We start from the raw sequence: 21234 nt of genomic DNA, 5'->3' as shown, positions 1-21234 counted from the left end.
CACCCGGCCGCGGCCGCAATCTCGCCATGAAATCGTGCGCATCGAGGTCGAGCGCCGAGCCGAGCCACAGACCAACCTCGACGCCCGGCGTGAGGCCAATCGGAGAGATTGCGCCATGACGAATCGGTTCGCGTTCCGGGGCGTCGGCCGCCGGGCCCCGTCCGCAGCCCGTGCGTTCTCGGAGGACCGTCGCCGCAGGCGGAGGCCGCTGCGGTTCGAGCCGCTCGAGGATCGCACGCTGATGGCCTACAGCATCTCGGCGACGAGCATCAGCGTCGGCCCGTTCCTGTTCCTCAGCGGCACCGCGACCGGGGACAACGCGGGCGACGACTCGATCGCCATCAAGGCCATCGGCGGCAACGTCGCCTACAGCCTGGACGGCGGCCAGAGCTACTCGACGAGCTGGGCCGGCGTGACCATCCCCGTCGGCAACGATACCCTGATCTTCTCCTCGATCTCGATCACCGCGGGGGATTCCGGCCAGTCGACGCCGGGCATCTCCCATTCGGTGTCGATCGACACCTCCAACGGCGCCCTCCAGGCCACCAAGTTCAACATCCAGAATGCGTCCCAGGCGGAGGACACCTCAAGCCTCGACATCGACGACGCGGGAACGACAACTCCCGGCATCTACAACCTCGACGGTGCGTTGATCACGGGGATTGGGATCAACGTCACGCTCAGCGGCGTCCCCTTCAGCCAGGGCATCACGCTGCACGGGGGTAACGCGGGCTCCGCGAACACCTTCAATATCAACCCGAGCTCCTCGACCCCGGGACTCGCGGGCCAGCCGATCAAGCTGGTGGGGGGCCCGGCGGCCGATGACTTCGAGGTGACCTACGTGCCCGGGCCGTCGAACGGCATCGACGCGACCCTCACCCTCGACGGCAACGGCGGCGCGGACGTGGCGAACCTCGGGACCGGCGGCAACGCGCTCGCGGCGATCAACAGCCCGGTGCTGCTCCGGAATTCGAGCCCGACTGGTTCGGTCGCGCTCACCTTCGACGACTCGGGCGACTCGACCGCCCGGTCCTACGTCCTCACGAGCGCCGGCATCGGCCTGGTGGGCGACCCGTCGAAGGCGGACTTCTCCGGCCAGGCGCTGGCCTCGATCGCCCTCAAGGAGGGGGGCGGGGGCAACACGACGACCGTCTCCTCGTCGCCGTCGAACGCATCGATCCAGGGCGGCCTGCCCATCACGATCCAGACCGGCGCGGGCGTTGACAGCACCATCGTGACGGGCACCGGCGCCGATTCGGCGGTCGCCATCCGGGGCCAGGGCGGGGCCGATTCGGTCACGATCGGACAGGGCGACACCTCGTCGATACTCGGCGCCATCGACGTCTCGAATTCCGGCGGGTCGATCGCGCTGATCGTCGACGATTCGGCCGGGACGGCGGCGAGGGTCGTGGGCCTGGGCGCGACGAGCCTGACCGGCCTGACCGGCGGCGGCTTGACGTTCGCCGACCTCGGATCGTTGGCGGTCTCGGAAGGGATCGGGGGGAACACCACGACCGTCACCGGAGTGCCGGCCGGGATCGGCACGACCTTGAACACCGGTCCCGGCGCGGACGACACGACGGTCAAGGCCGTCGGATCGACCTCGACGCTGGCCATCGACGGCCGGGGGGGCCTCGATTCCGTCACCTTGACCGATGGGGGCCTGGTGGCGGGGATCGCCGGCGGCGTCACGGTCGCCAACACGGGCGGCTCGACGGGACTGATGATCGACGACTCCGCGGATACAACCCCCCGGAGCAACGTCCTGATCAGCTCGGTGACCGTGGGCATGCAGGACCTGATCCGGGTCTCGGGCCTGCCGTCGGCCGACCTGGACGCGGTCGCCGCGGATCTCGCCTCGCTCGCCGTCAAGCTCGGCCCGACCACCGGCAACGTGGGGAACTCGGTGACGTATGACGTCACGACGGGCTCGTTCGCGGCCAATCTGTTCACCGGCCCCCAGGATGACGACGTGCAGGTGAAGGCCACGGCCCCGTGCAGCCAGGTGACGATCGACGGGCAGGGGGGCAGCAACACGGCCTCCCTGGGTACCGACGGCGACCTCTCGTCCCTCCACGGCACGATCACACTCCGGAATTTCGCCGCGCAGGTCGTGGACGACGGGGCGGATCCGACGGATCGCAACTACCTCCTGTCCGTCGTTCAGGAGGAGGCGATCCTCTCCGGCCTGCCGAACGGCACGACGCTGAATCTCGAGATGGCGGGCTCCCTGCAACTCATCGCCGGCGCGGGCGATGACCTGCTGACCGTCGATTTCGCCGGAGGCAACCCGATCCCCGCCGGGGGCGTGAACTTCGACGGCGGCGCCGGCGACAACACGCTGTCGCTGCAGGGCTGGAGCGTCGACGGTGAAGTGTACACACCCTCGGCCTCTCAACCGGGCAGCGGCCGGATCGCGCTGACGACCGAGGGGGTGACGAGCACGGTGACGTTCTCCGGCCTGAAGCCGATCAACGACACGGTCGCGGCCATGAACTACGTGGCCGACCTCACGCTCCTGGCGGGGCCGCAGGACGTCGATATCACGAGCGTGGGCGGCGCGACGCGGATCTCGAGCGCGGACACGCCCTCGGCGTTCGAGATGGTTGACGTCAGCAACAAGCAGAACATCACGGTCAACACCGGGCCGGGCGCCGACTCGATCGACCTGAACCTGGCGACCGCCGACGCCGCCCTGCAAACCCTGACGGTGGACACCGACGGCGGGAGCGACCGGGTCGACGTGGTGGCGACGCCCGCCGGAGTCGGCACGTTCGTCAACACCCGCGCCGCGGACGACGCGGTCTACGTGCTCGGCGCTGGGCTGGGGGGGACGCTCGCCATCGACGGCGGCACGGGCGGCAACACGCTCGACGTCGATGCGGCCGGCTCGGCGATCACGCCGCCGACCGGCTCGCCCCTGACGATCCAGGGCCACGCCGTCACCTACACCAACTTCCGGTCCGTAATGGTGGCGGACGCGGTGCCCGCGAGCCCGACGATCGCGTTCCAGAACACGGGGCTGAGCCTCGCCGCGACCCAGGGGGTGAGCTTCGCCAATCTGGTGGTCGCGAGGTTCACGGCCACGACGCCGGGCGTTCCGACGTCCGCGTACGTGGCGGCCCTGATCCTGTGGGGCGACGGCACGTCGTCCGCGGGACTCGTCGTGCCGTCCTCGACGTCCACGACCGGCGGCGTGACGACCACGACGTACGACGTGCTCGGCAGCCACGCGTACGCCACCGCCGGCACCTCGTTCACCATCTCCACGACGCTGACGACCACGCCCGAGGACTTCGCGGCGACGACCGGCGGCGTGAAGGTCATCACGAGCCTGGCCGGCGAGACGGCCGGCCCCGCCACGATCCCAGCGACGGTATCGCCCGCCGGGGGCGGCTCGGTGACGAGCGTCACGGCGGCCCTCGATCCGGCAAGCGATTCGGGGCAGTCGAACAGCGACTACATCACCAGGGTGGTGCAGCCCCAGTTCTACGGCCTGACGCAGCCGGGGGTCACGGTCCAGCTCTTCGCCAGGGCAGCCGGAGGGCCCGGGCTCGGGACCCTGATCGGCACGACCGCCTCGGACGCCGCGGGGGCGTGGTCGCTCACCAGCAACGTCGCGCTGAGCACCGGCACCTACACGATCACGGCGGTGGCGACCGCGGCGAACCTGACGACCGCCAGCGCCGAGCTGCCCAAGCCGCTGGTCGTCGACACGATCTCCCCCGTCATCACCGGAGTGGTCGTCAATCGGATCGGCCGGACCATCCAGGTGACCTTCGTGGACGCCCTGAGCGGCCTTGATCAGCTCTCGCTGGCCGATGGCCACTCCTACGTGCTGACGGGGAGAGACATCCCCAGGCACAGGCCGCTTCCGCCGGGTTCCCTGGTCTCCACCGTCCTTGCGATCGCTCCGGCCTCGACGACGACTTCCCCCCAGACGGTGACGCTGAGCTTCGGCAAGGGCCAGAAGTTCCTCGCCGCCAGTTATCTGTTCCAGGTCCTCTCCGGGGGGATCCGGGACGTGGCCGGCAACGGGCTCGCCGGGACCTATTACGGCAGCTATCCCACCGGCAACGGCCGGCCCGGCGACTACGCCGCGGCCTTCTCCATCGGCCATGGGAAGGTGTCGCCGCTCCGCCCGGTGGTCTCGTACGTCGCCCCGAGTCGCGGACTGGCCGCGGGCGCCGCCGGGGCCCTGGCCGGTCCCCAGGCCCGGGTTGCCGCGAGCCCGCTCGTCGGCCGCATGACGACCGCGTACCGCCTCCTGGCCCGGAAGTTGTCCCTCGGCACGCGCTGAGGCGTCGAGCGGCTGCGTTCGGAGGAGTGACCGGCGACCCTCCAATCTTTCGCGGACCTCGGCGAATAACGCAGGATGATCCCGGTCGATCGCGGACGTCGCCGCGATCTGCAAGGGCCCCGTTTCGAACCCGAGATGCCGACGACGCGCCCGAACCAGGAGGTCCCGACGATGAAATCACGCCCGAGCTGGGTACCCGTCGCGTTCCCCGCCGCACTCGCCGCCGGGCTCGTGGGGCTCGCGGGATCGGCGGCGACGGGCGAGGACGTCCCGGTCACGATATCCGGCGGACACGAGATCGGCCGCGACGATTACGGCCGTCCCTGCGTCCTCATGGCCGCCGCGCTGGGCGTGAAGACCGACGTCTTCCGTAAGGCCTTCAGCGGCGTCACCCCGGCGCGAGGTCGCGGGCCCACCGGCGGGGAAGCCCGCAGGAACAAGGATGCCCTGCTCCGAGTCCTTGGCCCGCAAGGCGTGACCAATGAGCGGATGGACGAGGTCGCCGACTACTACCGCTTCCGCCCGCAGGACGGAGAGATCTGGAAGCACCGCGACGCCCGGGCCCACGCCGTCGTCGAGGACGGCAAGGTCGCAAGGATCGTCGTCGACGACCCCGGTGCCGGCTACACGACGCCGCCGAAGGTTGCCGTCGAGGGCCTGCGCCCCGCCGATCTCGTCGTCGAGCTCCACTTCGGGAAGGACCTGAAGACGAACGGCTCGATCCGGTCCATCGAAATCAGGCGGGAATGATGGCCCATCCTCCCGAGGTGGCACACGCGCCTCGGGATGCAGCGGACCTCCGCGATCCAGTCCGGCTCCTCCACACCCTCGCCGCCCTCCTCTCTCACCCTGCCTTGAGGTATCGGTCGAACCAGTCCGCCATCCGCTCGGTGTCCTTCTCCATGCCGGGCCAGCCGTGATCGGCCCCGGGCTTGACGGAGAGCTCCGCCTTCACGCCCGCGGCCTGGAGGGCCTTGAGGAGGGACTCGGACTGCTGCAAGGGGACGAGGCCGTCCTTATCGCCGTGGATCAGGAGGATCGGCGGGTCGTCGGCCGAGACGGCGTAGATCGGCGAGATGTCCTTCGTGATGGCGCGGAGCTTCTCCGCGTCGGTGACCCGCTCCGACGTCCCCTTCGCGCGATCCATCTCGCGGTAGTCGAAGGCCGGCCGGAAGGGGACGGCGTGGCCCATGGGGCCGATCAGCTCGCGGCCCGGCTTGCCGAAGTTCAGCAGGTCGGTGAGCGGGAAGAAGACCGCGGCGGCCTGGACCCGGCTGGATTCCCGGTCGATCGGGTCGCGGGCCTTCGGGTCGCCCGCGTCGCCGGCCGTGGCCACCAGGAGCGAGAGGTTGCCGCCGGCCGAGCCGCCCGTGATCCCGATGCGGTTCGGGTCGATGCCGTAGGTCTTCGCGTTGTGGCGGATGAACCGGACGGCCCGCATCAGGTTCTTCTCGATCTCCGGGACCTGGTAGCGAGGCTGGCTCCCCGGCACGACCGCGAACACGGTGTAGCCGCGATCGAGGAGCGGACGGATCGATCCCGGCTGGATCATCTCGTGCGCCGAGAAGTAGCCGCCGCTGATCACCTGGACGATTCCCAGGCCATTGGCCTTCGCCGGCCGGAAGACATCGAGCGTCATCGCCATGCCGTCGCGACGGCCGTAGACGACGTCCTCGGTGCGGGCGAACGCCGGCGGGTCCTGTGCCGCGGCCGATGGCGCCGGGGCCGACGCGGCGGCCAGGGAGATCGTCAGCAACACTTCTTCATATCTTAATATGATGGCTCCGGGGACAAGAGGGCCAGTGCGAGGGAGGATGGCATCCAGGCTCCTCTCCATGGTCGGCCATCTCTGGTATATGTCCGCCCTGGTATGATGATCAAGCCTCAAGGCCCGCGGCGAAGTTCGCGATACCACTCCGATCGGTGCGGGGCCATAGCTCTGGCGTCTCGGAGACGACTGCGGGAGTCTTGACTCCATGCTCGCCGCGGCAGTCGACTCTCGACGTGAGATCTGTCTTCCGGCCTCTCGACTCGACTCTCGCGGAGATCGTGCCATGCGACTTCCTCGACTTCGATTCCCGGTCCGAATGCTGCTGTTGCTTGTGGCAATGGTCACGCTCGGACTGCTTGGGTGGCGTGTCTACCGGGACGGTCTCGAGACGGATTGGCTGCTGCTGAGGCTCCGCCACGGCAATCTCGCGGCGCGACGAGCGGCGGCGGCCCGGGCGAGGGACGCGATGGGAGAATCGGTCGCTCAGACTCTCTTCGGCTCCTTGCAGGCCAGCCCTCCCACGCCGCAGGCCCAGGCGGCCCGGCAGCAGGGCCAGCGACGGCAAGCCGAGATCCTGCTCCCTGCCCTGGCCGAAGTCGCCAAGGATCCCGATCCCTCGTGCCGCGCCGAGGCCCTGCACGCGCTCGCGTTCCTCGCCGCTCTGCACGCACCGAAGTCCCAGAAGCCGGCGATCTTCCACCGGGTTCTCGAGGCAACGCACGACCCGGAGGTATCCGTCCGAACCGTGGCCGTTTCCTCGCTGACGAACCTCGTCAGTTGGGACGAGCCGGCCGTCGTCGGCGCGATCCGATCGGCGCTCGAGGACCCGGCTATCGCGGTGCGGCGTGAGGCGGCCTGGCAGCTCGGAATCCTCGGGATGACCGTGCCGACAAGCCAGCCGGAGGCGGCCTCGCTCCTCGTCCCTCTCGTGGCCGGCCGCGATGATCCGGCCGTCCGGATCAAGGCAATCGAGGCGCTCTGTCTCTTCGGCAAGGATGGGAATCGCCATCCCCCCGAAACCGGCCCCGACGTCGTCCCTCCCCTCGTGGCGGCCCTCCGCGATCCCGAGGTCGAGGTGCGCCGGGCCGCGGCCATGGTCCTCGGACACGACGAGCGCAGCCCCAAGGGCGGAAGGGTCTCGTGGTGGGAGACGCGGAAGGAGTCGATCATCCCCGCCCTCCAGAGGTCGCTCACGGATGACGACCGGACCGTCCGCGAAGATGCCGCGCTCGCGTTGTTCGTCATGGGGCGGCGTGAACCCATCCTCAAGGAGCGAATGCAGGACGCAGCGAGCAACCCGGATCGACGCTCCATTCGTCCCTTCGAGGAAGGGCTGGAACAATGGCAAGCCGAGCAGGATCCAGGCCAGCCCGCAGTCCCGAAGGACGACGCGCCGTAGCAGGCCGCTTACAGGGCCGGCACGCCCTTGCGATCGCCGCGCAATCATCGCATCCTGGGCCGATCGGTCCGCCGTCTTTTCCGGCTCTCGGAGGTCCTCCATGCGTCGCGTCGGGATGATGATGATGCTCTGCACCTTGACCCTTGCGGCCGTCGCGGCCCCCACCCTTGCCGACGACGGCAAGAAATACCTGATCATCCACGGCGACGACGCCGGCATGTGCCATTCGGCCAATCGGGCGACGATCAGGGCGATGGAGGACGGCATCGTCTCCTCGTGCAGCATCATGATCCCGTGCCCCTGGGTCAAGGAGTTCGCCGAGTACGCGCGGAAACATCCGGAGCGCGATTACGGCGTGCATCTCACGCTCAATTCCGAGTGGGAGGTCTACCGCTGGGGGCCGGTCGCCGGCCGCGACAAGGTGCCGAGCCTGGTGGACGCCGACGGCTACCTTCACCGCGGCGCCGAGGCCGTGGCGAAGGGGGCGAAGGCCGACGAGGTTGAGATCGAGCTGACGGCCCAGGTGGAACGGGCCCGGGCGCTCGGCATCCCGCTCAGCCACCTGGACACGCACATGGGGTCCGTGGTCACGCGGCCGGACCTGCTGGAGGTCTACGTCCGGCTCGGCCTCAAGTACGACCTCCCCGTGCTCTTCATCCGCGACACCGACGGCCCGATCGGCCAGGAGTACGCCGCGATCCGCGACCGCGGCAAGGCGCTCCTGAAGGAGCTGGACGCGAGGCAATTGCCGGTGCTCGACGATCTCCTCCAGTTCTACAGCGGCGACACGCACGAGCAACGGCTGGCGACCTACCGGAAGGCCCTCCGCGGCGTGAAGCCGGGCGTGACCCAGTTGATCATCCACTGCGGCTACGACGACGAGGAGCTCCGCGCCGTGACCACCAGCGCCGCCCGCCGCGACGGCGACCGGCGGATCTTCTCCGACCCGGCCACCGCCGCCGAGATCAAGGCGCTCGGCATCGAGGTCATCACCTGGAAGCAGTTCCGGGAGATGACGCGAGACAGGGCCGATCGCCGCTGAGAGTCTGTCCCGAAGGCGTCGGCTGTCGAGGCTGCCCAGCCGGGGAAAGGAGGCGAAGGGGAACAGGCACCTCGAAGACTCGGAGCCAGTCCCCTTTCCCTCGGTCCCCGTGCTCCTGGGACAGACCCAGAGCGACCGGCCCGTCGGTTCGGCGGCGTCACTTCCCCTTTCGCAGATGGGCGTCGAACCAATCCGCGAACGCGGCCAGGTCCTTGTCCATGCCCTGCCAGCCGTGCTGGGCGTCCTTGTGGGGGACGAGCACGGCCTCGACGCCCGCGGCCTTGAGCTTGGCGACGACCTCTTCCGACTGTTGGATCGGCACGAGCTTGTCGGCGTCGCCGTGGTGGATGAGCACCGGCGGGTCGTCGGACGAGGCGTGGTTCGCGGGCGAGATCTGCTTCATGATCTCCACGCGGCGGGGCCGGTCGGTGATCGGCACGAACTTGTGGCTGACCGGGTCGGTCTCCTGGAAGTCGAAGGGGGGCTGGAAATCCTTCAGGACGCCGCTCTCGAGTGCATCCTTGCCGGGCTCGCCGTAGTTGAGGAAGTCGGTCGGCGGGAAGAAGCAGGCCACGCAGGCCACCCGGCTCGATTCCTTCTCCACGGGGTCCTTCGCCTTCGGGTCGCCCGGCGTGCCGGCCATGCCCTGCATGAGCGAGAGGTGGCCGCCGGCCGAGCCGCCGAAGATCCCCAGGCGATCGGGGTCGATCCCGTAGGTCCTGGCGTTGTGGCGGATGAACCGGATCGACCGGTGCATGTCCTGGAGGACGTCCGTGATCGCGAACCGCGGCTGGCTGCCGTGGACAACGGCGAAGACGGTGTAGCCGCGGTCGAGGAACGGCTTGAGGAAATCGCCGTTGATGGAGTCGTGCGACGAGAACCAGCCGCCGCTGACCACCCAGATCAGGCCCACGCCGTTGGCCGGCACCGCCTTCGGCTTGAAGACGTCCATCGTCAGCGCCATCCCGGCCTTGCGGCCGTAGACGACGTCCTGGATCCGCTCGTAGGGCGGAGCCGGGGCGCCCGGCGTCTGGGCCGGCGTAGCCGGTGCAAAGCCGAAGCTGATGACATGAACGAGAGCGAACGTCGAAACGATGGAGAGGCGCGTCATGAGGATGCACTCCGATTCCGCGGCCGGCGCCGACCTCCACCGGCCGGCGCCGCCTTTCGGGCTAGCTTATCCGACGAGGACGATGCCGGTCAGGGGGATGCGGCCTCCTCCGGCCGGCCCGCTGGCGAGGCAGGCCCCGAGGAGGCTGTCGGTCATCGCCATGTCTCCCTCAGCTCCCGATGTCTCGTCGCATTCCATTCTCCGTTAGGCCCCCGCGTAGATGGGGTGAAGGGCATTACCGACACGGCCAACGAGGTTCTCAAGGGACTGCCAAACAGGCCCCGCAAGGTTCGCCGGATTCCCTCACCTCGCATCCCGGTAAGGAGCATCACATGCGATCGCGTCATCTCTGGGCGGGCCTGGCGGCCATCGCCTGCCTCGCCGCCCCCGCGGCATCCAGGGCCGGCTTCGTCTATCAGCTCACCTCCAAGGCCGAGACCTGGTGGGAAGCCGAGGCCGAGGCCCAGTCACTCGGCGGCCATCTGGTAGCCGTCAACGACGCCGCCGAACAGGCCCTGCTGGTGAGCCTCTTCGGCGGCACCGAACGGCTCTGGATCGGCCTATACGACGCGGTCAGCGAAGGGACGTTCGTCTGGTCGAACGGCGATGCCGTGACCTACACCAATTGGGCCCCCGGCCAGCCCGACAACAGCACGAACGAGGATTACGTCTACATGAACCACGACTCGGATGTTCTCGGCCCCGGCCGCTGGAACGACTTCGACGTCACGTCCCGGTTGAGGGGCATCATGGAGATCCCGGCCGCCACCGTCCCCGAACCCTCCGGTGTGGCTCTCGCCGGGACGGGCGTGCTGGGGATGCTGGCGGTGCGTCGGTGGCAGCGAAGCAAGGCGTGAGGGATGGAATGCCCGCCCCCGTGTTGCCCCATCACGGCCACCCGGTGCGAATTATCACGTCCTCGAATCCTCGGAGTCCGGCGGATTGCGATAACGCCTCTTCTCGCGCCCTTAACAGGAAATTGCTTGGTCGCGGCCGATGCCTTTGCGCATAATTGCGACACCGAATTTTCTGTTAGATTTCCGATCCCGCGAGCGTAGATGGCGATGTTCGCGTTCAATCCGCCGACGACGTGCCCGAGCCTCCTGAGGATGCTCGCCCTGCCCGGGATGGACGAGGCGTGGGAGACGTTCCTGGAGCGGTACGGGCCGCTCATCGACGCGCGATGCCGGTCCGCCGGATTGCAGCCGGCGGACGCGGAGGACATCCGCGCGACCGTCTGCGCCAGCCTCGTCGACGCCTTGCGGAGATTCCACCACGACCCCGCGCGGCGGTTCCGCGGCTATTTCCAGCGGACGGTGGACAACGCCATCAAGACCCACTGGCGGACCCTCAGGCGGAGGCCCGGCTGGATCGGCCGAGGCGGGGACGGGGACGAAGGCGACGGCGTGCCGGAGTCGTTCGCGGGGCTGGGTGCCCAGATCGACGATCAGGTCCACGCCCGGATGGAAGGCTTCCAGCGCGCGATGGATCGGGTCCGATTCGAGGTGGGCGAGACGGCGTGGGGCGCATTCTGGCTGACGGCGGCCGAGGGGCTCTCCACGGCCGAGGCGGCGGACCGGCTGGGGAAGTCGATCTCGGCGGTCTACATGGACAAGAGCCGCGTCCTGGCCCGGCTCCGCGCGGAGGCCGGGCCGCCCGACGGATGATCCCGGAGCGAATGGTCCTCCATGAGCCACCCCAGCGAGAATGACCTCCGGGCCCTGCTCGCGGGTGAACTCCCCGCGCCGGAATCCGAGCGGCTCGCCAGCCACCTCGACGCTTGCGAGAGCTGCCGGGAGGTGGCCGAGCGTCTGACCGAGGTCCCGCGCGAGTTGTGGGCCACGCTCGTCGTGGCATCGGAGGTGACCGACGCTCCGGGCGTGCCCGTGCCGCCGGCGCCGGAGATCCCGGGCTTCGCGGACCTGGCGGAGATCGGCCGGGGGGGCTGCGGGGTCGTCTACCGCGCGACCGAGACGGTCACCGGACGGACGGTCGCGATGAAGGTCCTCCGCGGCGGGTCCCTGGCGAGTGCGTCCGAGCACGCCTGGTTCCTCGGCGAGGCCCGCGCCGCGGCCAACCTCCGCCATCCCAACCTCGTGACCGTGCTGGCGGTGGGAGAGGAGAGGGGGCTCCCCTATTACGCGATGGAGTATCTCCCCGGCGGGTCGCTCGCCGACCGGCTCGACGGCACGCCGCTGCCTCCGGGCGAGGCGGCCCGCCTGGTCGGGGCCGTGGCCGGGGCGGTCCAGTACGCCCACGGAGCCGGCGTGATCCACCGCGACCTGAAGCCCGGCAATATCCTCCTCGACGGGCCGCCGGCCCCGGGGCCGATCGGGACGCCCAGGGTGTCCGACTTCGGGATGGCCAAGCGCGAGGGCGCGGACCTCGGTCGGACCCCCACCCATGCGGTGCTCGGGACGCCCAGCTACATGGCCCCGGAGCAGGCCCTCGGCCGCAGTCGCGACGCCGGCCCCCGGGCCGACATCTATGCGCTGGGCGCGGTCCTCTACGAGCTCCTGACCGGCCGGCCTCCCTTCAGGGGGGCCTCTCCCTACGAGACGCTCCTCCTCGTCCGCGACGAGGAGCCCGTCCCCCCCGGCCGGCTCCGCCGCGGCCTCCCCAAGGACATCGAGACGATCTGCCTCAAGTGCCTGGAGAAGGACCCGGGCCGCCGCTACGCCACCGCCGACGACCTCGCCGACGACCTCGACGCCTTCCGCCAGGGCCGCCCGGTCGCGGCCCGGCCCGTCGGACGCCTCGCCCGGCTCGCCCGCTGGGCCCGCCGCAACCCGGCCGTGGCCGCGCCATCGGCCATGTCGATCGTCCTCGTCGCCGCGATGCTCACACTGATCACGATCTTCTGGCGCCGCGCCGAGGCCCAGCGGGCCGAGCTCGCCGAATCCGTGCGCGCGGCCGATCTCCGCGGCCGTACGCTCCTCGCCGCCCTGGCCTTCAGCGCCGAGGCGACCAGCAAGCTCGCGCTCCATCCGGCGTTGCTCTCGGAGGTCGAGCGGGAGGCGATCATCAACGGCCTGGATGTCTTCGAACGAGTTCCGGACCTCCCCGGCTCGCCCGACGAGGAGGGCCAGTTCGCCTATGCGACTCTCCAGATGGGGACCGTGCTGCACTCCCTGAGGGAACTCGGGCACTCCGAGCGGGTCGCTCGCCGAGCCATGCGGACCCTCGAGCGCCTCAGGCTGGAGCACCCGGACCGCCCCGTTTTCGCCCTCCACTACGCCTACGCCTGCATGCAGCTCGCCGGCCTGGCACACGATGCGGGCCGGACGGATGAGATGATGAACCACCATGCGGAGGCCGTCCGGGCGACCGAGGAGGCCGCCTCGCGATACCCGCACCTGGATGCGTACGCCGCCGAGCTCGCCAACTTCCGCGGCCGGCTCGCGGCGGACCTCGTCGATATCGGCCGGGGCGAGGAGGCCGAGCCGCTGCTGGAGCAGTCGCTGGCCACGAACCGGGAGCTCGTCAACCGGTATCCCGACGATCCCGAGCGGTATCGGTATTACAACGAGGCGAGCTTCCGGTATGGAAGGCTCCTGCTTCGTCGCCACGGCGCGGTGGACCGCTACTGGGACCTGGCCCGCGAGCGGATGGACCTCTGCGATCGGGCGCGGACGCAGAAGGACTGGCACCTCATCGCCACTCGTCTGACCACCATCCCGCAGGTGGCCGGGGATCTGGACCAGTTCGGCCGTCCTCAGGAGGCGGACCGGGTCATGCGGCATGGGATTGCCGTCCTGGAGGAGCTCGCGGCCCGCGAATCCGCCGCCCCGTCGGACCGCACCAAGCTGGTGGAGTGGCTCACGATCGAGGGCTTCCGACGCTGGGAAGCCGACCGGGCCGCGGCCGGCCGCCTCTTCCGCCGCGCCGTCGAGATCCTCGAGTCGCTCCGATCCACCCCATTCGGCGTCGCGGCATCGGGGCAGCTCGCGGATCTGGTGGCCTTCTGCCCCGATCCGGCGATCCGCGACCCGGCCCGGGGGCTCGCGTGCCTCCGCCAGGTCCCCCGGGGGCCGGATTTTCCGTGGTCGTATTACGGCATCATCCTCTGCGAGAACGGCGAGTTCGCGGCGGCCCGAGAGTCGCTCGAACGGTTCTTCGCCGCCCCTCGGGAGGATCACGAATGGGACGAGGCCGCCAGGCTCCACCTCGCGCTGGCCTTCAAGAAGCTGGGGGACCGCGACCGGGCGAAGGCCGAGATGGAGAAGGCGCGGGCCGATCGCGAGGCGTGTTTCTTCCGGGGCCGCGTCAGCCGCGCCGTCGCCGCCGAGGCCATGAAGCTCCTGGCGGACTGAGCGATCGGTGATCGGCCGCCGGCCCAAGGTCCCGGGTCGGATGACCGCTCGCCGCGGGAGGGCCGGGTCGCCCGGCCTTCGCACAGCATGCTACGGGCGGGCCGAGGCGAACAGGCGGAGCGCTTCCTGCAATTCCGCGGGGAGCGGGACCGGCACCATCCTGGGGCCTTCACGGCGCATGCAGGCAATCTGCTGCTCGCCGCGGGCGATGAGCTCTTCCCGGCCGTCGATGGCCAGGAAGTACTCGAATCGCATCGACAATCGATTCTGAGACTGCGACGCCAGCTCCATCCGGATCGTGATCTCGTCCAGGGCGTGCAGCTCCTGGAAGTAGTCGCAGTGGACGTGGACGGTGACGAAGGCGAGGCCGCGTCCCATCTCGGCGAGGATGCCGGGGGCGTGGTCCCGCAGGAACAACTCGCGACACCGCCCCTGCCATCGCAGGTGGTTCACGTAATAGACATTCCCGACCAGGTTGGTTTCCTCGAACCCCACGACGTGTCGGTATTCATACGCGTGCATCGTCGGGCCTCGTCAGCAGTCCCACAACCCAGGGCTCCTTCCCGCCCCGGTCGGGAAGGACGAACGTCGCGATCAGGAAGCGTCCCGAGCCCATCAGCACGGCCCGGCCGTCGACCGGCGGCCTCAACACGAGGGGGGCCGCCGGCTCCGCGCCGGCCTTGATCAGGCACTCGGCCGCGACCCACACTCGGGTCGCGGCGAGGTCCTCCGGCTCGCGGCTCTCGCGAACGATGAGCCGCGCGAGGTCCCAGCGATCCGGACCCAGCAGGTCGCGCCAGGCCGAGGCCGGGCGCGGCGAGCACGACTCCAGGTCGCACGCGATCGTGCCCGGCCCCGTGACTCCGAGCGTCAGGCCCCCTGCGTGTGACGCCGAAGCCCCGCCGCCGGCGACCTCGGGCTTGCCGTCCGGGCGCCTCGCGATCGGCGAGGAATCGCCGCGAAGGCGGCGCAGGAGCCCATCGCTCCGGTCGCGGCGGCCAGGCCGGACGTCGCGCTCGATCCCCACCGCGACTTGCCACCCGGGGACGAGCGATCTCATCCGCCGCTCCAGGTAAGGGCCCAGCAGGGGCTCCGGCCAGTCGGCACTGGGTTCGCCTCGCTCGACCACGCGCAAGGCCAGTCCCTCCCAGCGCTCCAGGAACTGGCCGTCCTCGTCGATCATCTCCAGGTCGTAGACCAGCACGTCCCCTCGGTCGGAGCGCTCCGTCGCCGTCACGAGGCATGGGCCGCCCAGGGGAGAGCTGCCGGGCACGATCCGGTCGACGCCGATGGGGAGGATGGTCGCCTGGGGCATGCAAGCCTGGACCGCGTGGACCGCGGCATCCCGCACGCCGGGATCGCCGAGCACTCGCTCGGCCGGGAGATAGCCGCGGAACCATTCCTCCACACCGGCGCCGGCGATCATGGCCGTGCACCCCTTCGACCGAAGCCGTCGGTATCCCTTGAGGCGGCGAAATCGTCCGCCCTGGAAGAGGAGATGCCCGTAGAGTTCCGACTGCGGCTCGATCGAGAGGGCAGGGGGGTCCTCGTCCCGATCGAGGCTCGGCCCCTCATCGGATCGAGGCCCGCGCTCGACGCCGAACCGGCAGGTCGCCCCGAAATGATCGAGCTGGAACGCCGTCGAGTGACATCGAAGCACCACATCGACCCGACCCGGCTCCGTGACCAGGGCCGCGATCCGGATCACGGCCGGCTGACCCTCGGACACGACGACGGGACGGTCGAACCGCACATCCTCGAAGACGGGGGGCTCGGTCGTCCGAAGCAAGGCCATCGCGACCTGCGCCATGGCCTCAAGGCCCATCACCGCGGGGAAGAGACGTTCACCGCGGAAGACGTGATCGTCGAGGTAAGGGTCCGTGTCCGGCGAGAGGGTCGCGTCCGCGATCAGCTCCACGCCGGGATAGTCCACCCGGGGTTCCTCCAGGAACCGAAGCAGGGGAAGGTCCGCCCCTTCCAGCGGCAGGATCGGGCGGTTCCCGAATCGGCCCGCGACCACGAGCGAGACCGCCGACTGGCGGACAGACACCAGGCGACGGAAAAGGGAGACGCCCTCATCCGGCGGGATGGCCGTGATGCCCCGCCCGACCAGGGACTCGACCCGCCCCAGCCGATCCCCCATGCCAAGGCCCGCCCAGACGGACCACTCGAGCGCAAGGCAGTGGCAGGCCGGATGCCGCTCCTGGAATCGCTCGGTGAGCCGCGCCAGCCATTCGTTCGAAACGGCATAGTCGGCCTCGCCTTCCATCCCCGTCCGCGCGATAATCGAGCCGAATGTCACCAGCAGCCTGAGGCGGTCCCCCGGGATGGCGGCGAGGATGTTCCGCATGCCCCGGATCTTGGGCGCGAGCGTCCGCGTGAAGGCCGCTTCGTCCAGCGCGGGGAGGAGCCGGGGTACGTTGATCCCGGCCCCGTGCAGGACGGATGTGATCGGCCCGAGCGCGGACTCCGCCCGGCGAACGGCCGCCCGCACGGCGTCCGCGTCCGCGACGTCGGCCGCGACGTAGCGGAAGACGACGCCCGACGCGGCCATCCGCTCGAGGTTGGCCGCGAGGTCCCGGTCGGAGGACGGGTCCGAGCGGCCCATCAGGGCGAGGCGGACGCCCGATTCCCGCGCGAGCGCCAGGCCGCACTCCGCGGCGATCCCCTTGCCACCCCCGGTCACGAGCAGGACGTCGTCGGGAGTCAGCGGGACGCACGGGGCATCCCCGATCGGAGGGAGCGGGCGCAAGGCGGGCTCCAGGCGCCGGCCGTGACGGTCATAGCGAACCTCGGAAAATCCGGGCACGGAAGCCGCCCGTGCCTCGGCGACGACCCATTCCAACGATCGGGGGTCACCGAATGGCAGGTCCACCACGCGGGTTGCCAGCCGCGGGAGCTCCTGCTGGACGGTGCGGGCGAACGAGGCGGCTCCGCCCTGATGCTGGACGAGCACGAACCGGCTCATCTCCGGCTCCGCCAGGAGGGCCCTTGCCGCTTGCAGCAAGAGCCCGACGTGGATCTCGTCTGGCTCCGGAGGAAAGCAGGTCACCAGACCCTTGCCGGCCCCCGCGCGGGACAGGGCTTCCGCGAGCTCTCGCGCCAGCGAGTCGCAGGGCCCGGCGGCGATCGCTTGCCAGTGACCCGATGGCCCGGCGGATCGCGGCCGCGCCATGGGCCGCTCGATCAGGACGGGGGCGAACGCCCGGAACCAGGTGGCGACCCCGCGGCAGGACGGCTCGGACCGTCCCTCATGCCCGCCGCCTCCCGCGCGGACGAGATCCTCAAGAACACCCGCGACCTCCGCGACCGAAGCGTTGGCATACGCGCCCATCGCGACCGGAGGCGCCACGTCCACGTCGCGGGCCAGCTCGGCCACGAGCTCTCCCACCGTGATCGAGTTCAGGTGCAGGTCGCTCAGCAGCCGGCTGTCCTCCCGCACGGACAGCATGGGCAACTCGGCCCGGGCCGCCAGCCGACGACGGACCAGGTCGAGGACCGACTCCGTGGGCCCGCGGCGAGGGGCGACCGCGGGCGACTCGACCGGGGGCAGGGGAGCATCCCGGCCAATGGGCGAATCCGCCATCAGCTCGGGGAGCGGGGCCAGTTCGCAAGGATTGATGAAGAAGCGCGGCGACCACGGGATCGGAAAGGGCCGCGTCAGTCGGTCCTTGAACAGTGGAGCCGGATTGACCGCGGCCCCGAGGGCGAAGGCCGCCCCGAGAACGGTCAGCAGCCCGGCCAGGGACTCCGAGCCGGCCTCGACGGATACGACCGGCGCCGGGAAGAGCTCGCCGGCCAGCCCCGTCAGCACGCGGCCCGGCCCGACTTCGATCCCGAGGTCGACCCCCGGGGCCGCCTCGTCCATCGCCTCCAGGAACCGGACCGGGCCGGTCACCTGCCGGACGAGCAGGTCGCGGACGTCGACGTCGCGGGCGAGTCGAGCACCGGTCACGGTCGAGATGACGGTCCGCTCCAACGTCCCGACAGGCTCGCGAGCGAGGGCCCGCGCCAGCGGCCCGACGGCGCTGGCCACCATCGGCGAGTGGAAGGCGTGCGAGACCGGCAGCCGGGTCGCCGCGAATCCGCGCCGGCGGGCCTTCTCGGCAACCGCGTTCACCGCGTCCTCGGCCCCCGAGACGACCGTCTGACGCCGGGCGTTCAGGCCGGCGATCACGACGGGCTCGCCATTGAGGAGGGCCTCGACCTCGACTCGTTCCGCCCCGATGCTGGCCATCGCGCCGCCCCCCTCGGGGAGATCGGCCATGGCCCTCCCCCGGGCCGTCGCGATCCGCAGCGCGGCGTCGGCATCGAAGCTCCCGGCCCAGTGGAGCGCGACCAGCTCGCCCAGGCTATGGCCCACGGCGACCTCGGCCTCGACCCCCGTTTCGCGGAGGATGCCGAGCGCGACCAGGGACGCGGCGACGATCGCCGGCTGTGCCAGGTCGGTCGAGCGGACGTCGCCCCGCGCGGGGAGCATCGCGAGGCTGTAGCGGGCTGCCGCGGCCGGGAATCGCCGGGTCCAGGCCCCGCCGTCGAGCGTCGCCGGGGAGCCCTGGCCGGGGAAGAGGAACGCGATGCGGGGCGGCGTTGCGCCCATGCCGAGGAAGACGCCGGAGCGCGGCTCGACCCGGCCCTCGGGCGCGTCCTCGACTCGCAGCCGATCCCGCAGCGCCGCGAGTCGCGACGCAAGCTGATCGGGCCGCGACGCCACGATCGCCGCTCGGGCGGATCGTTCTTCGAGTTCACCGGCCAGGTGGGCCGCCAGGTCGGTCATCTCGGCCAGCGACAGCCGCGGGGCGAAGGCCAGGAGATGATCGACGCGGGCCCTCAGGCCTTCATTGTCTTTCGCGCCCAGGAGGAAGAGTTCCGCATCCTGGGCCGAGCGAAGCGCGGCCGCCTCGCGGGGCCGGATGCCCGTACGCCGCTCCCCGGCGGGCGACTCGAGAACGATGTGGACGTTGATCCCCCCGAAGCCCATGGCGCTGACGCCCGCCCGGAGCGGCCGGTCGGCGGGCCAGGGCCGGCCCTTCTTCAGGATTCGAAGCGGCGGAGAGTCGGCCGTCAGCTCGGGATGGGGCTGCTCGCAGCCCGTGGTCGGCGGCAGGAGCTGGGCGTCGAGGGCCGTGGCCGCCTTGATCAGCCCCGCGACGCCAGCCGCGGCCTTGGTGTGGCCGATGTTGGCCTTGATCGAGCCGACGACGGCCGGGGGGCCTTCGGCCGCGGCCTCGCGGATCGCGCGGCCCAACGCACGAAGCTCGGTCGCGTCGCCGACAGCGGTCCCGGTGCCGTGCCCCTCGAAGTAGGAGACCGTCTCGATCCCGAAGCCGGCCCGGCGGTAGGCCCGGCGGATCGCGAGGAGCTGCCCCTCGACTTCCGGGCGCGTGATCCCCCCCCGGCCGTCGGACGAGATACCCCAGCCCCGGATGGTCGCGATCACCCGCAGGCGCCGAGCCATCGCATCGACGAGCCTCATCAGCACCACGACCCCGCAACCCTCGCCCGGCCAGAACCCGGCGGCTCGCGCGTCATAGACCCGCATCGCGTCCTCGGCCAGCGCCCCGGCCTTGGCGAATCCGACCAGCTCGAACGGGTCGAGGCTCAGGTCGACCCCGCCCGCGAGCGCGACGTCAAGGTCGCCCGCGGCCAGGGCCGAGCAGGCATGGCCCACCGCCAGCAGCGAGGATGCACATGCCCCGTCGACCGTGTAGCCACCCCCCTTGAAGTCGAAATGGTTGCAGATCCGGCCCGCGATGGTGTTCGAGAGGCCCCCGGCCAGGGTCTCCTCCCACACGGGGGGGAACGGCGCCTTGAATTGCACCTCGAGCCGCCCCAGGAAGTCCCGCCGACGCTCCGGCGGCCAACCCTCTCGGCTCAGGGCGGATTCGACCACCCGGCCGACATAGGGCCAGCGGAGCCGCAGCGCCTGTGCCCGCGAGAACTCCCCGGTCAGCGTGTTCCCCAGGAACACGCCGGTGGCGTCGCGCGGCAGGCCGCGCCCCCCTTCGAACCCGGCCTCCTTCAGGGCCCTCGCGGCCACGTCCAGCGCCAGCCAGTGCGCCAGGTCCGCCGTCCGGTAGCTCTCCCCCGAGACCCGGAAGCCGACGCGGTCGAACTCGTAGCCCTCGATCAGCGCGGCCTGGACCGAATAGGTCCGATCGGCGGCGGCGCGGTCGGCCGACCAGTAATCCTCCGCCCGGAGCCGTTCCGGGGGCAGGCGACGGAACGCGCGTCGCCCCGCCAGCACGTTCTCCCAGAGCTCGACGGGCGAACACGCGTCGGGGTAGACGCAGCCAAGACCGACCAGGGCGATGGCCTGTGACATGCTCACTCCATCACTTCTAATAACGACGTCCGTGCGATCACGGGGCGGCCGGGCAACGACGACGGCGCGACCGACGACACGGCCGACGGCGCCGGCGCCCGCAGCGCGGCGAGCAGCAACAGCCACACGCCCCGAATCGAGCAGACCGCCAGCAGCGAGAAGAACAGGCCAAACACCACGTGTGCCGCCATCAACAGGCCGTACACCCCGGCGATCGCCGCTCCGAAGGCGAACTGGTCGCGCGTCCCGGTCGGAGTCGTCGCCGGGTCGGTGGCCATGTAGAACGTGAATAGCAGGAAGGCCATCCCCGTGGCCGGCAGGCAAGCGGCCACGAGCGGCGTGCCGAGGAGCAGGCTCCGCACCGCCGCCTGGGTGAAGAAGCCGCCGAGCCATCCCAGGATCAGCGGCAGCTTCCCGGTGAACCGGGTGTTCAGGAAGGTCCCCGACACGACGATGACCATCGGCAGGATCCAGTCGCCCATCCCTTCGAGGTTCTCCGTGAACTGGTAGGGCGGGGCGATCCCGACCCAGGGGAACAGCAGCAGCGTGACGGCGATCCCCGTGTTCGACGGGTTGAGGCAATGGGGGGCCCCGCGCCCGACGGGGACGCGGACCAGCACCTTCGAGCCGACGCCGACCGCCGCCGCGAAGGCGATCGGCCAGAGACGATCGTTCGCGTAGAGGAGCATCGAGATCGCCAGCCCGGTGATGTGCGACGGGAGCAGGAAATCGACGAGCGCCAGCCCCCCGCCGAGGAACCGGGGCGGTCGACGTTCGGCCCAGGCACCCACGGCCTCGAGCAGCAACTCCACGCCGTAAGCCGTCGCGACCGCCACCAGCGGCTGCGCCCACGATTGCTCGAAGCCGAGGACGAGATGCCCAAGGAGATTCAGGATGGTGATGGCCGCGGCGAAGCGACGCAGCGCGGGCAGGCGTCCCGGCAGGCTCGGCGATCCGTTGGAAGCTGGCATTG

At 70.5% G+C, this 21234-nt stretch carries 12 protein-coding genes; 7 read left to right on the top strand and 5 right to left on the bottom strand.

All coding sequences use genetic code 11. The features are described from left to right. Positions 1-115: 115 nt before the first annotated feature. Positions 116-4300 (top strand): beta strand repeat-containing protein, encoded by a 4185-nt coding sequence (locus tag G6O54_RS09885; RefSeq protein ID WP_165224051.1) that lies wholly within the window; start codon positions 116-118, stop codon positions 4298-4300. A gap of 171 nt (positions 4301-4471) precedes the next feature. Next, positions 4472-5050 (top strand): hypothetical protein, encoded by a 579-nt coding sequence (locus G6O54_RS09880; protein ID WP_165224048.1) that lies wholly within the window; start codon positions 4472-4474, stop codon positions 5048-5050. Between the two features lie 94 nt (positions 5051-5144). On the opposite strand, the gene G6O54_RS09875 is transcribed toward G6O54_RS09880, so the two are convergent. Further along, entirely contained in the window at positions 5145-6059 is a 915-nt protein-coding gene (locus G6O54_RS09875; protein WP_205678727.1) for an alpha/beta hydrolase, read from the bottom strand. 295 nt (positions 6060-6354) lie between these two features. Between G6O54_RS09875 and G6O54_RS09870 the strand changes: the two genes are divergently transcribed. Then, positions 6355-7470 (top strand): HEAT repeat domain-containing protein, encoded by a 1116-nt coding sequence (locus G6O54_RS09870; RefSeq protein WP_165224042.1) that lies wholly within the window; start codon positions 6355-6357, stop codon positions 7468-7470. Positions 7471-7570: 100 nt separating this feature from the next. Continuing rightward, the gene (locus tag G6O54_RS09865) at positions 7571-8512 is read left to right on the top strand and encodes a polysaccharide deacetylase family protein (protein WP_165224039.1); all 942 of its coding nucleotides are present in this window, start codon (positions 7571-7573) and stop codon (positions 8510-8512) included. Positions 8513-8669: 157 nt separating this feature from the next. On the opposite strand, the gene G6O54_RS09860 is transcribed toward G6O54_RS09865, so the two are convergent. Next, positions 8670-9623 (bottom strand): alpha/beta hydrolase, encoded by a 954-nt coding sequence (locus G6O54_RS09860; protein ID WP_165224036.1) that lies wholly within the window; start codon positions 9621-9623, stop codon positions 8670-8672. 332 nt (positions 9624-9955) lie between these two features. Between G6O54_RS09860 and G6O54_RS09855 the strand changes: the two genes are divergently transcribed. From G6O54_RS09855 to G6O54_RS09845, 3 genes are all read left to right on the top strand, one after another. Then, positions 9956-10480 (top strand): lectin-like protein, encoded by a 525-nt coding sequence (locus G6O54_RS09855; protein WP_165224033.1) that lies wholly within the window; start codon positions 9956-9958, stop codon positions 10478-10480. A gap of 201 nt (positions 10481-10681) precedes the next feature. Beyond that, positions 10682-11290, top strand: coding sequence for an RNA polymerase sigma factor (locus G6O54_RS09850; protein WP_165224030.1), 609 nt, complete (start codon positions 10682-10684; stop codon positions 11288-11290). Positions 11291-11311: 21 nt separating this feature from the next. Further along, positions 11312-13936, top strand: coding sequence for a protein kinase domain-containing protein (locus G6O54_RS09845; protein WP_165224027.1), 2625 nt, complete (start codon positions 11312-11314; stop codon positions 13934-13936). Positions 13937-14026: 90 nt separating this feature from the next. On the opposite strand, the gene G6O54_RS09840 is transcribed toward G6O54_RS09845, so the two are convergent. Genes G6O54_RS09840 through G6O54_RS09830 form a run of 3 tightly spaced genes read right to left on the bottom strand, consistent with a single transcriptional unit; the run spans position 14027 to position 21232 of the window. Next, complete coding sequence (locus tag G6O54_RS09840) at positions 14027-14458, bottom strand: acyl-CoA thioesterase (RefSeq protein WP_165224024.1); 432 nt, start codon at positions 14456-14458, stop codon at positions 14027-14029. Beyond that, positions 14445-20261 (bottom strand): type I polyketide synthase, encoded by a 5817-nt coding sequence (locus G6O54_RS09835; protein WP_165224021.1) that lies wholly within the window; start codon positions 20259-20261, stop codon positions 14445-14447. Before G6O54_RS09835 ends, G6O54_RS09840 begins: the two co-directional genes overlap by 14 nt. Before the next feature lie 2 nt (positions 20262-20263). Next, on the bottom strand, positions 20264-21232 hold the full coding sequence (locus G6O54_RS09830; RefSeq protein ID WP_205678726.1) for an RnfABCDGE type electron transport complex subunit D: 969 nt from the start codon (positions 21230-21232) through the stop codon (positions 20264-20266). Between the last annotated feature and the right edge of the window lie 2 nt (positions 21233-21234).

Source organism: Aquisphaera insulae (assembly GCF_011064615.1).
Classification (GTDB): Bacteria; Planctomycetota; Planctomycetia; order Isosphaerales; family Isosphaeraceae; genus Aquisphaera; species Aquisphaera insulae.
The sequence above is the reverse complement of the archived record's forward strand: the minus strand, read 5'-3'. Positions and strand labels throughout refer to the sequence as shown.

Bases quoted from the DNA above. Each gene is read 5' to 3' on its own strand.
- G6O54_RS09850 (WP_165224030.1), top strand. From the start codon at position 10,682: ATGGCGATGTTCGCGTTCAATCCGCCGACGACGTGCCCGAGCCTCCTG.
- G6O54_RS09870 (WP_165224042.1), top strand. From the start codon at position 6,355: ATGCGACTTCCTCGACTTCGATTCCCGGTCCGAATGCTGCTGTTGCTT.
- G6O54_RS09880 (WP_165224048.1), top strand. From the start codon at position 4,472: ATGAAATCACGCCCGAGCTGGGTACCCGTCGCGTTCCCCGCCGCACTC.
- G6O54_RS09860 (WP_165224036.1), bottom strand. From the start codon at position 9,623: ATGACGCGCCTCTCCATCGTTTCGACGTTCGCTCTCGTTCATGTCATC.
- G6O54_RS09845 (WP_165224027.1), top strand. From the start codon at position 11,312: ATGAGCCACCCCAGCGAGAATGACCTCCGGGCCCTGCTCGCGGGTGAA.
- G6O54_RS09865 (WP_165224039.1), top strand. From the start codon at position 7,571: ATGCGTCGCGTCGGGATGATGATGATGCTCTGCACCTTGACCCTTGCG.
- G6O54_RS09840 (WP_165224024.1), bottom strand. From the start codon at position 14,458: ATGCACGCGTATGAATACCGACACGTCGTGGGGTTCGAGGAAACCAAC.
- G6O54_RS09830 (WP_205678726.1), bottom strand. From the start codon at position 21,232: ATGCCAGCTTCCAACGGATCGCCGAGCCTGCCGGGACGCCTGCCCGCG.
- G6O54_RS09835 (WP_165224021.1), bottom strand. From the start codon at position 20,261: ATGTCACAGGCCATCGCCCTGGTCGGTCTTGGCTGCGTCTACCCCGAC.
- G6O54_RS09885 (WP_165224051.1), top strand. From the start codon at position 116: ATGACGAATCGGTTCGCGTTCCGGGGCGTCGGCCGCCGGGCCCCGTCC.
- G6O54_RS09855 (WP_165224033.1), top strand. From the start codon at position 9,956: ATGCGATCGCGTCATCTCTGGGCGGGCCTGGCGGCCATCGCCTGCCTC.